Source organism: Bifidobacterium panos, assembly GCF_012932445.1.
GTDB lineage: Bacteria > Actinomycetota > Actinomycetes > Actinomycetales > Bifidobacteriaceae > Bifidobacterium > Bifidobacterium panos.
Window position 1 is genome coordinate 73,734 of record NZ_JAAIIJ010000023.1, and the last position, 15,918, is coordinate 89,651.

The window sequence follows — 15,918 nt, forward strand, 5'->3', positions numbered from 1 at the left end:
TATTTCAGTGTTGCAGGGAAGCGAACAATTCCAACGTGGACAAGACCTTGAGCATTCGGCTCTCAAGCAGTTTGCCGCCCAGCTGAACGCCGGCCACGAGCACGATGACGCCATTGGCCAGCGACACCGGCAACATCACCCAATACCAGGACGCCCAGTCGCCGCCCAACGCAAGCACCACCGCCACAATGCCGGTGGGCAACATCAGCACGAGCCCGCCGAGCAACTGCAGGAGCGGAAGGAAAAATTGCGCCGCGCCGTGGCCTTGCGGCGAGGACATCGGGCGCTCCATCGAAGCCACCGGATACATCAGCACTGGGGAAATGACCTCGGCAAAACCCAGCGCGCACAAGCCCGTCCCCAAGCCAGCGGCAGCGAAAGTGAAGCCCGTCATCACGCCGCCCGACGTGCGCCAGTCTCCGGTGATGACGAACACGACCACCGTGACCAGCGCCACATAAGCGACAAGAAGCACAATCTGCGCACGCACGCGGCCGAGACGATCGTCGATGCCGCGCACGCCGCTAAGCACTTCCATGGCGAAACCGTTGCCGTCATAGGCCAAGCCGTTGCCCTCGGCAATGAACAGGAACAGGCACACCCAAATCAACGATTGCCACACGGCTGTGTTGCTGTCATGAAACTGCACGGCGAAAAGCAGCACGAACAGCAGCGGCATGACGGACAGCGGAATCAAACGGGGGTCCCTGCGCATATAGGTGGCCAAACGCGCCGAAATCGCGCCGGAGACGCTGTCGTGCGCCGAGGCGAACGCGCCGATGCCTTTGGTGGTGGCCACGGTGTGATTCTCAGCGGACAGGCGCTCCCTCTTCAAACACCACAAACAGCACAGATAACACAACGCCCACGTGGCCACCAGCACGGCCAGATGCACGCCCACCGCCGCCCAGTTGCCCGCGGCCGCGTCGAACGGCAGCTGGAAGGCCGCGCCGAGCGGCGTGAACGCCAGCACCGACGAGGAGCCAAGCAGGGGCTTGACATTGAACGAAGCGAAATCTTGCGGACCCACCAGAATGTTGGGCAACTGGCAAGCCAGCACGAACAGCAGAAACACCGCGATGTACATCACGCTTTTGCCGCGACGGGTGTTGGCGAGCGTGGTCAGCAGCGCAATCACCACTTTCGATATCCACATGATGGTGATGACGGCCAGCGGCGCGGCGACCACACCCATGATGACGGCCGCCGAGCCGGCGCCGCGATATGACCGGGCGAGCAGCAGCAGCGACAGCACGCCGGTCAGTGTGGGGACGCCGCACAGTCCGGCGATGAACAGGGCGAAGGTCAGCGTGCCGTCTTTGATGCCATACAGCGCGAACATGCGCGGGCTGACGGCCGTACCCTCACCCAAAAACATGACTTGCACCACCACCACGAGGACAGTGAGCAGCGAGCCGCCGAACACCATCGCCACGTTCAGCACATCCCACAAAGGCGCGCCGGGGCCGGCAAACGCCGGATTGGCGCCGAGCGCATTGCCGACATTCGCCGCTGTGGAGATGACGCCCAAAGCCGCCAGCAGGGCGATGACGTAGCCGATGGTCTGCCCCACGGACTTGCGCATGACGGCCAGCAGCAGCGACCAGCGCAACTTCACAATCGTTGCGATACAACTCATTGGGCACCCCCGTCGAGCCAGTCGAGCTGAGCCGCCTGATGGCGACCTCCGACCAGTTGCAGGAAGCGCTCTTCAAGGTCTTCGCCGGCGGCAACCTGCTCGACGGTGCCCGCGGCGCACACCTGGCCGCGATTGATGACGGCGACGTGCGTGCACATTTTCTCGACCAGCGACATCACATGCGAGGAGACGATCACCGTGCCACCGGTGGCGGCGTATTCGATCAGGATGTCCCTCAGGTTTGCGCTGGAAACGGGGTCGACCGATTCAAACGGCTCGTCCAGCACCAGAACGCGCGGGCTGTGAATCATCGCGGAGGCCAGGCAGATCTTCTTGGTCATGCCGGCTGAATAATCGGCCACAATGACGTTGGCCGAGGCCTCGAGGTCGAAGGCCTTGAGCAAATCGTTGGCGCGCTTGACGGCTTCGGCGCGCTTCATGCCGCGCAGCATGCCCGCATACACCAGCAGTTGCAGGCCGGTGAGCCTGTCGAAAATCTGGCTGGGCTGCGGCATGACGCCGATCATGCGCTTGACGGTGTTGACGTCGCGCCACACGTCATGGCCGAGAATCATCGCGGCGCCGCCGTCCGGCACGAGCAGACCAGTCACCATGTTGAGCGTGGTGGTTTTGCCGGCACCGTTCGGGCCGACCAAACCATAGAACGAACCAACCGGAATGTCCAAAGCGAGGCCGTTGACGGCAATCTTATTCTCAAACTGCTTGAACAGGCCGCGAATCGACACGGCGGCGCTCGCATCCAACGGGGTGATGGGGGGCATGGAATCGTTTGCACTCATGACACCCATCGTATCAGCCTCGCTAGCCCTTGTGCTCGATGGGTTTCCACTGGGCTTTGGAGAAAATGGCCTGGAATGAAATCGGCACGTAGCTGAGCATGTAAATGGGGAAGCTCAGCACATAGGCGAGCAGCTCCTTGTTGGTGGCGCCGATCTGCCGCCGCTCGGCCACGATGGTCAGCCCCGCGAGCGCCATCATGCCCAGCACCGACAGCACGATGCCGCCCGACCAGTTGGCGAGCGCGCCCAGCTGGCTTTGCCACGAGACGAAACCAAACGCCGCGAACAGCAACCCCAGCACCATGCGCGTCACACCCAGCACGGTGAACGGACACAGCAGCAGCGTGAAATCCACCGCCGAGAAGTCGCGCTCACGCACCGCGCGCCGAATCAGCGCCGGCCCGTAATAGCGGAACACCTGCAAGAAACCCTTGCTCCAGCGCAGCCGCTGACGCCAGCTCTGCGCGAACGTGATGGGCTGCTCGTCGTAGAGGATGGCGCTGCCGCAATAGCCCACGCGGTCGCCATGCAACACCGAGTCCATCGTGAACTCAAGGTCTTCGGTCAGCAGGTGGAACTTCCACCCCCTGTTGCGTTTCATGATCTCCTTGGAGAACATGAACCCGGTGCCGCCCACATGGCAACTGGAGCCGAACAGCATGCGCGAATTGTTGAGGAACCTCGATTCGCGGATGAACCACAGCGCCGAGCCGGACGAGACCCAGTTGTCGGCCAGGTTCACCGAGTTGCGGTAGCTGGTGAGGATCTTGAAGCCCGAATGGAACGCGTTGTTCATCTCCTCGAAGTAGCGCTTGTCGAGCTTGTTGTCCGCATCGAAGACGAAATAGGCATCATAGGTGTCGGCCAGGCCGGAGTCGATCATGTGGTCGAGCAGATAGGTCAGCGCGTAGCCTTTGCCGACGAGTTCGGTGTTGTGGCGTTCGACCACGTGGCAGCCGAGGTCGCGCACCACTTGCGCGGTGTTGTCGGTGCAATTGTCGGCCACGAGCCAGATGTCGATGAGGTCGGTGGGATAGGTCTGATTGTCAATACAGTCGATGAGATTGGAGATGACATGTTCCTCATTGCGCGCGGAGATCAGCACCGCGTAGCGCTTGTCCATCGGGGCTTCAGGGAACTGCACCGGCTTGGCGAACAGCGACATGACGATGCATGCGCCCTGATATACCAAACCGGCGGCTCCGACGACCATCAGCAGGACATCGAGCACGACGAGTAGCACCATCAGCGCCACCCCGCCCTTGGGTTGTCGGACGACTCGTCCGCCGAATCGTCGGTCTGCCCGCCTTTGAGTTTCGCTCGCTTGCCGCTGCCACTGCCGCTGCCACTCCCCTTGCCAGACGCCCCGGCGTTGCGCTTCAGCACATCCTGCGGAATGGCGACGGTGGCGGAATCGTCCGACTCGCCATCGTCTTGTTGATTGATGGCGTATATCTCTTCCTGCAACTGGCGGATTTCGTCGTTGACCGGCACTTTCTTGGTGGACCCCTTGGCCGCACGCGGAATGTGTTCGCCAATCGGCTGAAGCACATGCTCGTTGAACGCCTCGCTGGCCTCGACCACCTTGGACTTCTTGTCCGGCTTGGGGTCGTTCATCAACGGCGAATCGACCAGCTCATAACGACGCGTGTACGCACGCAAAATCACCTGGACGGAAGCGGTGATCGGCAGCGCGAGGAACGCGCCGAAGGCTCCGAACAGCGAACCGAACGCAAGCACGGCGATAAAGGCGATGGCCTCGTTGACATCCATCGTGTGCTGCGAAATCTTCGGCGCGAAAATCATGTTCTCGATCTGCTGGTAGATGGTGATGAACACCACCACGGCAATCGCGCAACCCAACCCCTGGCTCGTCCAGGCGAACAGCACCGGCAGTGCGCCGCCGATATAGGTGCCCAGCATGGGGATGAACTGCGAAACCACGCCGCAGAACAGCGCCAGCGGCAGCCAATAGGGCACCTGCATGATAATCAGGAAAATCGCGGTGAAAAAGGCGTTGAGCACCGCCAGAATCGTGCGCGAAAACAGGAACGACGAAATCTGATCCTGCGTCACGATCCACACCATCAGAAAGCGGCGCTGGGTGGGCGGGGCCATCCACTGGCAGAACGAGCGGCGCAACCGCGGGCCGGCGGCGGAGATGTAGCAGGTGATGGTCAGCACGATGGTCAGGTCGAGGATGAAGGCGAACAGACCGCCCAAGGTGCTCGCCGCCTGGCCGGCGAAATTGGTGACCCACGAGGTTTGCAGGTTCTTGAAGATTTCCGTGCCGAGACTGTTTATCTCGGGCAGTTGGAACGTGGTGCGTTGCATGATGAAGTCACGCACCTGCTCATACAGCGTCGGCAAGCCGGACACCATGCCGATCATCTGCTGGACGAACAGGTTGCCGAACATGGCGAGCAGCGCGCCCACCACCACGCACAGCAACAGAATCGCAGTGATGGAGGCGACGACGCGTTTCCACCCGTGGCGAATCAGCGCCAACACCATCGGCTCGACGGCGAGCGCGAGGAACAGCGCGACGATGATGTCGAATATCAGGTAGGCGACCTGCCCCCACGAGCGCCAGCAGAATGCGAACACGATGATGGCGATGGCCACGTACAGCAGGCCGCGGCCGAACCATTCGGGCGGGCGGCGCGGATCTCCTTTATCGGGGAAAAGGGTGTCGAAATCCCACCGTTGCTCCTGCTGCGCGCTGTCGTAACGTTCGCTCATGGTTCCCCATTGTAGCGAGGAGGTGTGTACGCCCACTTGCTATTCTTGGGGATATGCTGAACGTCTCGATTATCATCCCCGCGTGGAATGAAGCGGAACGTATCACGGACTGTCTGAGCAACGCGGTTCGTCAAACCGTCATGCCCCATGAGGTGTTGGTGGTCGACAATCGCTCCACCGACAGCACCTGCGCCATCGTTGAGCGTTTCATGGCCGAGCGCCCCGAAGCGCCGGTGCGCCTGTTGCATCAGGACGAGGAGCAGGGTTTGATTCCGACGCGCAATTTCGGCCTGAATGCGGCCACCGGCGATGTGCTGGGGCGCGTCGACGCCGACTGCATGCTCAAGCCCGATTGGGTTGAGGTTGTGTCGGGCGTGTTTGGCGAGGACCCTGAGGCGATGGGCGCCACCGGGCCGGTGACCTATTACGACATGCCCGCGCGGCGCATGAGCCTCATGGGTGACGACCATGTGCGCCGCCGCACCTATCGCGCCGACGACGGGCGGGTGCTGCTATTCGGTTCGAATATGGCGCTGAGGGCGAGCGCGTGGCGCACGGTGGCCGGCGAGGTGTGCCGCGACAGTGAGGACGTGATGCACGAGGATGTGGACGTGTCGTTGCATCTGCTGAGCCACGGGATGAAAACGGTGTATTCCCAAAGCATGATCTGCGGCATTTCGGCGCGGCGCATGGACACCTCGTTCAAGTCGTTCCACGCCTATATGAAGCGGTTTCGCAACACCTTCGAAGCGCACCCCGAGCATTGGCGCAAGCGCAAGTCGGAGAACACGATGTATGTCATGTACCCGTGGTTGCACGCACTGTACCCGGTGTATCAGAAGCTGCTTGAAGCGCGCGACATCAACCCCGCCGAACGCATGTGGTGGGACGAGCAAATAAATCTAGCCACCGCCCCCGAGCGCTAGGCGCGGGAGTGCCGGCGGAGGCGGGCGACGGCGAGCAGGGCCAGGGCGAGGCCGGCGGCCAGGGCCATGGCGCGGTATTGCATGTCGGTGGCCTGCACGCCGGTGGCGGGCACCTCGTCAAGGGTGACATTGCCGAAGTCCGCGCGGTTGAACTTGGTCTCATCCGCGGAATAGATATCCGTGTCCGCATCATAAGTGTAGGTGGGCACCACAGTGCCGGTCACCTGCTTACTGGCAGCCACCGCATGCAGATTCGCGGCCGTATAAGTGCTGCCCGTCGGAGCCGTCACCGTCTCGGTCGCCTTATACTGCTGGGAATTGGCCGGCTCGCCCGTCACGGCACGCGAATCGGACTCGGTCACCGTAATCGCCCAAGCCGACGGCACCTTCTCAATCACCAGATACTCGCCGTCGCGCAACTCGAACGTGTTGTCCGAAGCCGTGAACGTATACGACCGATCCGTCGCCGCACCCGAAGCGTCATACACCTGCCCCGCCAACTGCGTCGTGTCCGCAGGCAGACCCAAGGTGAACTCGAACAAATGCTGCTTATCGGAGTAATTATTCGACGTGCCCTTATACACACGCACATCGCCATACCCCGCCCAAATCGTCTGGTTATTCGCACCGGCGGCACCAAACAGATTCGTGTTGTCCAAGTTCTTGAACGCGCTCAGGTTTTTCACCGTCAAAGCGCTCGAAGCGCTGGTCGTGCCGAACTGGGCACCGGCGGGCTGCCCGGCGGCTACGGCATTGCGCACGCCGAGCTTCGCGGCGGCATCCAAGTCGCCGGTCACCGTGATGTACGCCTGCGTGTTGTTGCCGGTGTTGTCCAGGTCCTTCTGCACCGTGCCGAGCGCGGAAATCTTTTTATTGGTTGCATCCCACGTGCCACCGACATAGTTGCCCCACACCACCGGCGAACCGGACACCTCAAGTTTCGACGTGCTGGTATAAATCTCCACGGCACCCCTCATGCCGGCGGCACTGGAATTACCCGTGATGGTACCGCCGCTCAACTTCACCGTGGAATTGGTATGCGCAAAAATCGCGCCGCCGCCATAGTTCTTGGAATAATTGCCCGTAATGGTACCGCCCGTCATCGTGAACGAACCGCCAGTCGAATACAGATACACACCGCCAGCCGGGTTCCTCGCGTAATTGTCGGAAATCTCACCGCCGCTCATCGTCACGCTGGCACCATTCGCCACACTAATGCCGCCACCATCGTAACCGGCGTTGCGCGTGACCTTCGCGCCGTCCTCGATCAGCAGCGAAGCGTTGTTGCCGTTGACGCCGATGCCGCCGGCACCACCCCATCCCGTGTCGCTGGAAACGGTATTATCAGTGATTGTCGCCCCGTTCATCAGCTTTGTCGCGCCGCTGCATAATATCGCCGCGCCGCCTTGATTGGCAGCGGCACTATAAGTGAAGTTCTGTATGGTCGTACTGCCCACATTCAGAGTGCCGCTGCTGTTGATACCCTTGTTGTTGGTCGTGGCCGAACCGTCCAACGTCAACCTATCCTCGGCACCGGCGTTGTTCAGCTGCAAAGTCGCCCCCGACGCCACCGACAACATCGACGTCCCCGCCGTGAACGTCGAAGCCAAGCTCAACTTCGTGCCACCCTCCTTGGGCAGCAACACGACACTCTTGCCGGCAGGCACCGTCACCGTGGACGGCACCGCATACGCATCCACCAACATCGTCACGGTATCAGTCGCTGCCGAAGCCGTCACACACTTCTGCAACGTGTCATACTTGCCATATGTAGGCGAAGTGCTCTTCAACGATTCCACCAAGCACACCGGCTCGCCACCCCACACGACGTCCTGATACGTGCCCGAACCGACATAAGCCGCCTTGGCCCACCCGACGTACGAACTGCCATCAAGGAAGAACTTGTCAAGATTCTTCACCGTCAACGAGCTGGTGGCCGCAGACTTGGCGAACGTCGCGCCCGCCACGCCATACGTGGCGGCAGGATAGGCATAGATACCGATCTTCGCGTCATCCCCCAGATCATCATCGACAATATAATTCGCCGCACTGGTTCTTACTTCAAGATCCGCAGCTGTTGTGCCGTAGGTGTTGCCGTATATCTGCGGACTGCCACTGAGATGGACGGTGGGCATCGCATTGAGAGATGAAATCGCGCCGTAATAGGGATTCGATTGCGCTATCGCGCCCGTAACGTTATTGCCTGTAATGACGGCATTGCCGGAAATGGTCAGGGTTCCGCCACGCTGACTGATTGCACCGCCGTTGCGCTTCGCCGAGTTGCCCGAAATTTTTGCGTTTTCAGAGACGATGAGCGTATTGCTAGCGGTCTCGCTGACATAAATGGCGCCGCCGTCGTACCATGCCTGGTTGTCCGAGATGGTGCCACCGGAAATGTTAATGGTATTGCCCGCGTAATTCCAAGCACTGATAGCGCCACCATGGCTACCTTTGTTGCCGGTAAGCGAACCACCCGTCATGTTGAACGTACCCGTTTGAATATAAACCGCTGAATTGGCATAGGTATTGGCCTCGTATGCCCCGTTGTTGGTGAGGGTGCCATCCTGCAACGTGACCGTTGAGCCACCGGTGATGAACATCACGGAACCACCCATATTCGGTGTGGCCGAATTCGTGGAAGCCGAGTAATTGTTCTCGTAGGTGCCGCCATTGATGGTGAGGTTGGCCGCACCCTCCACGCGATACACGCCGCCCGTGCCCGACGAGTTGTTGAAATTCGCCGCGCTGGTATTCGTCGCCGTGGCCGTGCCGCCGGTGATCTTCACAGCCGGCTGGGTGCGCGTGATCGTCGACCTGTTGCCCTCAAGCGTGCAGCCGTTTAACGTCAGGTCACCCGCGCTGGTGATATAGCTCGCGGCATTGGCATAGGTGATGGTGCAACCGTTGAACGCCGCAGTACCACCCGAGGCCACGGAAATATACGCGCCACGCGTCAAGTCGATATCCAGATTCGAAAACGCATCGCTCCCGACACCATCATTCACTTGCAGACCCGCCCCCGACGCCACAGTGAACATCGACGTGGACGCCGTGAACGCCGTGGCCGGGCTCAACTTGGTGCCACCCTCCTTGGGCATCAGAACGATGCTCTTGCCCGTCACCGTCACCGTGGACGGCACCGCATAAGTATCCACCAGCATCGTCACAGTGTCGGTCGCATCCGAATTGTCCACGCACTTCTGCAACGTGTCGTATTTGCCATACCCAGGGGACGTATCCTTCTTCGACTGCACCTGGCACACCGGCTCGCTGCCCCACACGATGTCCTGAGACGTGGCCGAAGCGGCATAAGCCTCATTGGACCACCCGTAATAGGACGAACCGTCAAGGAAGAACTTGTCGAGATTCTTCACCGTCCCGGAACTGGCGGCCGACGACACCGCGAACGTCTTGCCCGCAGCGCCGAACGTAGCGGCAGGATTGGGATAAATGCCGATCTTCGCGTTATCGCCGAGATCGCTGTCGACAATATAGTTCGCCGCACTGACCTGCACTTCAAGATCCGCCGGCTTGGAATTGCATGTGTTGCCACTGATATTCGGACTGCCGCTGAGGTGAACGATGCTCATGGTCGTAGTGGAGAGCGAGCCGAGTGCGCCACTGGTGCGAGTAGTTTCTCGCGTGCAACTCGTATTGCCGGTGATTTCAGCATTGCCTCCGATGTATGCCACGTCGGAGGTGTTGTATCCGCGCAATTCGATGGCACCGCTGCAACGCCCAGCACTATTGTTGGTGATCTTCGCAGTGCCGTTGACATCCAACCGTCCGCCAAACATGAAGATGGCACCACCGTCGTAATACGCTGTGTTGCCGGTGATGGAGCCCCCGCTTATGGTAACCACATTCGAGGGATTGGTTGAAGTCGTGATCGGGCCAAAACTACTTTGATTGGCGGTGATGGTGCCGCCCGTCATATTGAACGTGCCGTTGACCACAGTGAACGGCGCATTACCCCACTGCGTTGAGGAGACCGAGTCGGATGGCGAATTATTGCCCGTGATGGTGCCGTCTTGGAGGTTGACCGTCGCACCACCCTTGACAAGAGCGACCGAACCCCCAATAACCGAGCCATCGTCGGTAAGGTTCGAACTCGACACCGAGTAATTGTTCTGATACGTGCCGCCGTCAATGGTGAGGTCGGCCCCGCCGTCCAGACCATACACGCCACCCGTGCCCGACGCATTGTAGAAGTTCGCCGCATTGGTATTCGTCGCCATGACCGTACCACCGGTGATCTTCACAGCCGGCTGATTGCGGTTATTGCTCGAAGCGCGATTGCCCTCAAGCGTGCAACCGTTCAACGCCAACGTGCCCGCGCTGGTGATATAGCTCGCGGCATCGGCGTAGGTGATGGTGCAACCGTTGAACGCCGCGGTGCCGCCATCGGCCACGGAAATATACGCGCCGCTCGTCAGGTCGATATCCAGATTCGAAAACGCATCGCTCCCGACACCATCGTTCACTTGCAGACCCGCCCCCGACTCCACGGTGAGCATCGACGTAGACGCCGTGAACGCCGCGGCCGGACTCAACTTGGTGCCACCCTCCTTGGGCAACACCGTTATGCTCTTGCCGGCAGGCACCATCACCGTGGACGGCACCGCATACGCATCCACCAGCATCGTCACGGTATCGGTCTCCGCCGCGGCGTCCACGCAACCCTGCAACGTGTCGTACTTGCTCCCGGAGGACGTCACCTGACACACCGCATCCGCCGCATACGCGTCCTGCGCGCCGGCAACCCCCAGCACAAGGAACGCCCCGACCGCGCTGGCCAGGCACATCAACAGCGTCGCCATCACGGCGCCGGCAGGCCGCCGCTTGCCAAGGGCGAGCCCGCGAGATTCAACGTTGCGAAGCATGATCACACCCGCCTTTCTTCGGTAACGCACAGACGAAACCGGTCCGTGCTCCTCCGATACCCCGACATCGGGAAATATTCACTCAACGGCAAACGGCTGTCCATCAGATCCCCCTGCGTCGGAACAGGCCCATGACCTGCCCGTAAATATTGTGTTCCGGCACGCACCCGAAAATACGCGAATCGACCGCGGTGCCGCGGTTGTCGCCCAGCACGAACACCGAACCGGCCGGCACCGTCAACGGGAACGTGACCCCGCCCGACACCTGCGTGGTCTCCTGGACGATGCCCTGCTCGACCTGGTGACTGCCATTGACCATCAACCCGTCCGAGGTGATGTCGACCTTGTCGCCGGCCACGGCCACAATGCGCCCGGCCGTGGCCGCGCCCTCGTAATCAAGCACCACCACATCCTGCGCATGCAACTTGGTATGCAAGCGGTAATAAAGCACCAAATCACCGTCCTTGATGGAAGGGCTCATCGACGTATCAGTAACACGGTAGGCACCGAAGACAAAGGTGAACACCGCCGCAATGGCAACGGCAATGAACACAACCTTGAGCAACAGCTGCAACAAATCCTTCCACAACGGCACATATTCCTGTTCCAACGCGGAAGCCGGTCTGACTGATTCACCCGATGCAGCCGGTCTGCTCCTCGACACACCATGTCTCACAACGTCCCCCGCTGCTCGCAGCGCCGGTTCGTCACACGGCGCACGGCCATGAACAGCAACGCCAACAGCAACAACAGCAGCAACAGCGAGAACATCACCGTCGCGCCGGTGCTGGCCAACGGGCCTTGCGCGGCGGGCGCGGGCGGCGCCTTGTAGGACACCGTCCACACCGGATCCCAGGACTTGCTGCCCTGCTCGTCATAGAACAAAGCCTTCGTGTTCAGATTGCCATCGGCGTCGTAACCCATCGCATAAATGCGCACCCTGTACGTGGTCGAATCGTAGGTGTAATTCGCCTGCCTGTCGGTCACATGCTGGTAAAGGGCGTACTCGTAACTCAGACCGCCCTCCACCGGAAAGTCGAAATCGACAGTCCGGCTGACGCTGCCCGTCATCGTCCAGCAATAGCGCCCATCAACCGTGCCTTCGGGCATGGGCGCGCCATCACTGACGGCAACCATGCAATATTCATAAGTCTTACGGATATCGGCACTATCCGTATCGATGCGCTGGCCGACGCCGAAACTGGCCCGATGCGTCGCGGCGCAGGCGGAGGGAGTCATGGCGAAAGCGGCAAACAGCGCGGCGACAACCAGAGTAATGAAGGCGCACGGAACCATGCGCACGACACCAAAGGCGCTTCGCGCTTCCCGCCTGTTCATATTCATCATCATTCGCTTCCTTCGGATGGGGAATCTTGCCCATCTTCCTGTTTCCGCTTGCGCTTCGTCACATACAGCACAATGCCCAACCCGGCCGCCAAAGCAATCAGCAGCCAGTCGTACCAGGGAATGCCGAACCATCCCCTGAACCCGTCCACGCCGGTGCCGGTGTTCGGCCACTTCACATAAGGATTCCCGTAGGTCTCGTCGGTGATCCTGCCCAGCAACACCCAACGCCCGTTGGTCTTCTCACTGGCGCAGGTCGACAACATCAACACACGGCTGCCGGTGTCCACGGACACCGAAGCGCGACGGTATTTCAGCTTGGACTCAACATAGCTGAGCCACTCCCGCCTTGCCGCCTGACCGTCAAGATTGGTCTGGTAAATGTTGCCGTCATACGCATCGGCCTCAAGGAACCCGAAGAACTCCACGCCCCAATCACGACCGTCATAAAACAGATTGCCGTACTGGTGCTCATCGAAGAAATCCTTGGCATCGAACTCATCCAGATCACCGAACATCAGATGGTCCTCCATGTGATGCCCATACACGATGGACGGGAAACTGGAGAAGTCCGATTTGCTCTTCGCGTCCAGGAACACCGAACCGGACAACGCCTCCTCGCCCTTCGCGTTCCTGGAAAGGTAAGTATTGTTGTCCCTGCCCTGCACCACCGGGTAATCAATGCCCGTGCCATAAACCTGCAACCACGCCTTGACATCCGGGTTGATCCCGCGCAACTCGTCGAACGACAAGGTGTTGCTCGGAGCGGGCTTGTACGGCTGCCATTGGCTGGCCGAGGCGGCGGTGCTGACCTGATGGGAATCCCACAACGCGTAGCACCCAATGGCGAGGAAACCGAGCAGGACGGCGACCACCACGGCGTTAACCACAAAGTTCGCGCCGCGAACCGCTTTCCGCCCGGCCTCCCCACACATGGATACTCGGAGTTTCTATTCGATTATGCTATCGGTTTCAGGCGCGAACCATGCGCTTGCGGCGGATGGCGAACCAAGCCGCGAACGCCGCCACCGGAATACCAATCATCAACACATACGGCAGCACCGCAATCAGAATACCCGTCGGGTTCGGAGCCGTATAGGTATTGGTGATGGCCGTGATGTTGCCGGTGGTGCTGTAATCCGAAGCGGAATCGTCGTTCACCAGCATCTGAGCGGCGGTGCCAGTGTAAACGGTGCTGAAGTTAAAGGCATCAGTGACCGGGGTGTCATCCGTCACCGTTGCGACAGCGGCATCGGTCTTGGTGGCCTCGTTAACCTGGGCGCTTGCAGTATAGCCGAGCTTGGTAACAACCGCGCGGTCGTTCTCAGCCACGACATACTTGGTGCCGACCGGCAGGTTCTTCACAGCTTCCCTATCAGCCGCGGGGAAAGCGGTATTAACCGGGTTCTTGCTGCTGTCACTGGTGAACTGGAGATACTCACCATGACGCAGATAGAACGTGACCTCATTGGAAGCAGTCTCACCAGCCTTCACAGTGAACGAATAAGCGTTGACAGTACGCGGAGCGACAGCGTCAGCGATCGAGTTGTCGGACTTGTTGTACACGTAAGCGGTGAACGTCTGATCCGTGTCCTTCACGCTGGTGGCCGGAAGAGTGATCTTCGCGGTCTGCTTGAACAGCTTCTGCTTGTCGCCGCCATTGCCGTTATCGGTAGTGGTAGTAGCATCATCGGCCACGGTCTTGCTGATCTGCAGCGTGGCATTCTGGCTGTAGTTGTTGGCGAACTCGAAGCCTTCCGCATCGGTGTCAGCGGTGGGATCCGTGGTGTTCGGGGTCTTCACCTTAGTCGGATCGACCTTGTGCAAATCGTTGGTTGCGTCGTTGGTGCCGATCTTTTCGCCCTTGCCGTTGCCGTCCACGGCGGTGCGCTCGACGGTCACATTGGTGATGGCCAGACCGGAAGCCGCGGTGGCGCTGTTCTCGACATACACGCGCACGGTGTACTTGGCCTGGGAGTTCGTGATGGTACGGCTATCCGGAGAACCAGTATGCTTGGCGGACGCGGTCTCCGTCACCGTGTAAACATACACGCCAGCGTGGGTGTAGGAACCAACATCAGTCAGCGTCTTGCTGACATCCGGAATGAATTCGGTGCCCGCAGTGGTAATCACCTTCTGGCTCTTGCCCGCATCAACAGCGGCATCGACCGTCACAGTGAGCGTATTGTTGCGGGACGTGTTGGAACCCGTGCCCATGTTGGGGAAAGTGCTCGTGGAAGTATCAGCCGGGTTCACCGTGGTGCACAGAGTGGCGGCGGTGACATCGGCGCCTTCCTTAACACCATCAGCGGTATCACAAGCCTTGACAAACGTGAAAGTGAACGTGTCATCCTTGATGTCCATACCGGCAGGAGCATTGATAATCTTGCTCAGCTTGACGTTATCCCTCGTTGTCGCGGTCGCCGTGGGATCGAAAGTGCTATCGGCACTAGCTACGGCCGCAAACACGCCCCCCCCCAGCAGAGTCGCGACGGCAGTCACGCCTACCAGAGTGCGTTTCATCTGCTTCATCATGTGCATATCTCTCCTTTACAGAGTCGGATGAATTCGTCGTGTCATGACTGTTGCAACTCGCAACACACCCACGGCTTTTCAGGGTTAATACTACACCCCTACCCCCCGAAGGTGCACCCCACCTTCCAGCTCGCGCAAACGACAGACAGCAGACGGCAGCTTGGGCCATCCTGCTTACGTGTGGCACCCAATCGCAAACAACGCGAGTAGGAGGGGCGGAATCACAACGGCCATACTCGCGATATCGGGAAAAACCCACCACACGTAAGCGAGATACCTCACCCTCGCCCCCTCCGCCCCATCACAGCGAAACCGTCTACCAAGCAGCGAGTACCTCAATGGCGTCAAGTCCGTTTTGCTCATGCTGTTCATCGAGATTATCCCAATAACGAGAGCCTTCAACGAGCTTCTCGTGTAGGAGTTTGAGGCGTTTTCGATCGGTTTTGCTGTGGAGCCGTTCGACTTCGGCATCGGGATCTTCAATCAGGGAAGAGAGCAGCGCGGCATCATAGAGGTGCCGATCGCCGTATCCGGCATGATCGGCGCTATATGCAGCGCTTTTGAGAACCAAAGCACCAAGCAAATCAGGGATGCGAATCGTGACATGCCGGTCGTGGCTGACCAGTTCAATCAACATGCTGCGTTCCACAGCTTGCGCACCACCTGGCATCGAAAGAATCGGACTGCCGGCGATTGCGGCGTCTTTGCTCAGGAATTTAGGTAAATGGTCAGCAACCAGAAGATCGACGATATCGCCGTTAGGCGCTGCCATGCGCGTCGTATAGCCAGTCAGCGTGCCGGGTTGTGCTTTAAATCCGCGCTTGTCAAGTACATTCCTGATCTTCGTGACGCCTCGCCGATCGGAAAGAAGATCAACAAGAAAATCAGCATCAGTGGTGGGCCGCGCGTCAAGTCCGCCCATAGTGGCATGGAGCTGGACCATAAGCCCTCCAGTGAGCAACCACGAGCTGGCGATGTCAGCTTCGGCAACCGCATAAACGATGTTCCACGGGTGCATAGAGTCTGCAATGGGAATGCTGGGAATCATG

11 protein-coding genes are annotated in these 15,918 nt (G+C 59.8%); 1 reads left to right on the plus strand and 10 read right to left on the minus strand.

Annotated elements, in window-relative coordinates; genetic code table 11:
* Positions 1-4: 4 nt before the first annotated feature.
* Genes G1C94_RS06230 through G1C94_RS06245 form a run of 4 tightly spaced genes read right to left on the minus strand, consistent with a single transcriptional unit; the run spans position 5 to position 5,181 of the window.
* Positions 5-1,639 carry an ABC transporter permease gene (locus G1C94_RS06230; protein ID WP_172146336.1) on the minus strand — a complete coding sequence of 545 codons (1,635 nt, stop codon included), beginning with the start codon at positions 1,637-1,639 and terminating at the stop codon, positions 5-7.
* Positions 1,636-2,448 carry an ABC transporter ATP-binding protein gene (locus tag G1C94_RS06235; protein ID WP_172146339.1) on the minus strand — a complete coding sequence of 271 codons (813 nt, stop codon included), beginning with the start codon at positions 2,446-2,448 and terminating at the stop codon, positions 1,636-1,638. The genes G1C94_RS06230 and G1C94_RS06235 overlap by 4 nt, the downstream gene beginning before the upstream one ends.
* A gap of 13 nt (positions 2,449-2,461) precedes the next feature.
* On the minus strand, positions 2,462-3,685 hold the full coding sequence (locus G1C94_RS06240; protein WP_172146342.1) for a glycosyltransferase family 2 protein: 1,224 nt from the start codon (positions 3,683-3,685) through the stop codon (positions 2,462-2,464).
* On the minus strand, positions 3,685-5,181 hold the full coding sequence (locus tag G1C94_RS06245; protein WP_172146345.1) for an AI-2E family transporter: 1,497 nt from the start codon (positions 5,179-5,181) through the stop codon (positions 3,685-3,687). Before G1C94_RS06245 ends, G1C94_RS06240 begins: the two co-directional genes overlap by 1 nt.
* A gap of 53 nt (positions 5,182-5,234) precedes the next feature.
* Between G1C94_RS06245 and G1C94_RS06250 the strand changes: the two genes are divergently transcribed.
* Positions 5,235-6,107, plus strand: a complete 873-nt coding sequence (locus G1C94_RS06250; protein WP_172146348.1) for a glycosyltransferase family 2 protein — start codon at positions 5,235-5,237, stop codon at positions 6,105-6,107.
* Here the strand turns inward: G1C94_RS06250 and G1C94_RS06255 are convergent.
* The 6 genes from G1C94_RS06255 to G1C94_RS07840 all read right to left on the minus strand — a co-directional run bounded on the left by G1C94_RS06255 (position 6,104) and on the right by G1C94_RS07840 (position 15,917).
* Positions 6,104-10,990 (minus strand): beta strand repeat-containing protein, encoded by a 4,887-nt coding sequence (locus G1C94_RS06255; protein WP_172146351.1) that lies wholly within the window; start codon positions 10,988-10,990, stop codon positions 6,104-6,106. The two genes, G1C94_RS06250 and G1C94_RS06255, sit on opposite strands and share 4 nt — an antisense overlap.
* 103 nt (positions 10,991-11,093) lie before the next feature.
* Positions 11,094-11,585: a signal peptidase I gene (lepB, locus tag G1C94_RS06260; protein ID WP_216656908.1), complete on the minus strand. Its 492-nt coding sequence runs from the start codon at positions 11,583-11,585 to the stop codon at positions 11,094-11,096.
* Positions 11,586-11,662: 77 nt separating this feature from the next.
* The gene (locus tag G1C94_RS06265) at positions 11,663-12,340 is read right to left on the minus strand and encodes a hypothetical protein (protein WP_172146354.1); all 678 of its coding nucleotides are present in this window, start codon (positions 12,338-12,340) and stop codon (positions 11,663-11,665) included.
* The gene (srtB, locus tag G1C94_RS06270) at positions 12,337-13,224 is read right to left on the minus strand and encodes a class B sortase (protein ID WP_172146357.1); all 888 of its coding nucleotides are present in this window, start codon (positions 13,222-13,224) and stop codon (positions 12,337-12,339) included. The genes G1C94_RS06265 and srtB overlap by 4 nt, the downstream gene beginning before the upstream one ends.
* An 82-nt stretch (positions 13,225-13,306) precedes the next feature.
* Positions 13,307-14,875 (minus strand): hypothetical protein, encoded by a 1,569-nt coding sequence (locus G1C94_RS06275; protein WP_172146360.1) that lies wholly within the window; start codon positions 14,873-14,875, stop codon positions 13,307-13,309.
* Between the two features lie 310 nt (positions 14,876-15,185).
* On the minus strand, positions 15,186-15,917 hold the full coding sequence (locus tag G1C94_RS07840) for a hypothetical protein (RefSeq protein WP_253902356.1): 732 nt from the start codon (positions 15,915-15,917) through the stop codon (positions 15,186-15,188).
* Position 15,918 lies beyond the last annotated feature (1 nt).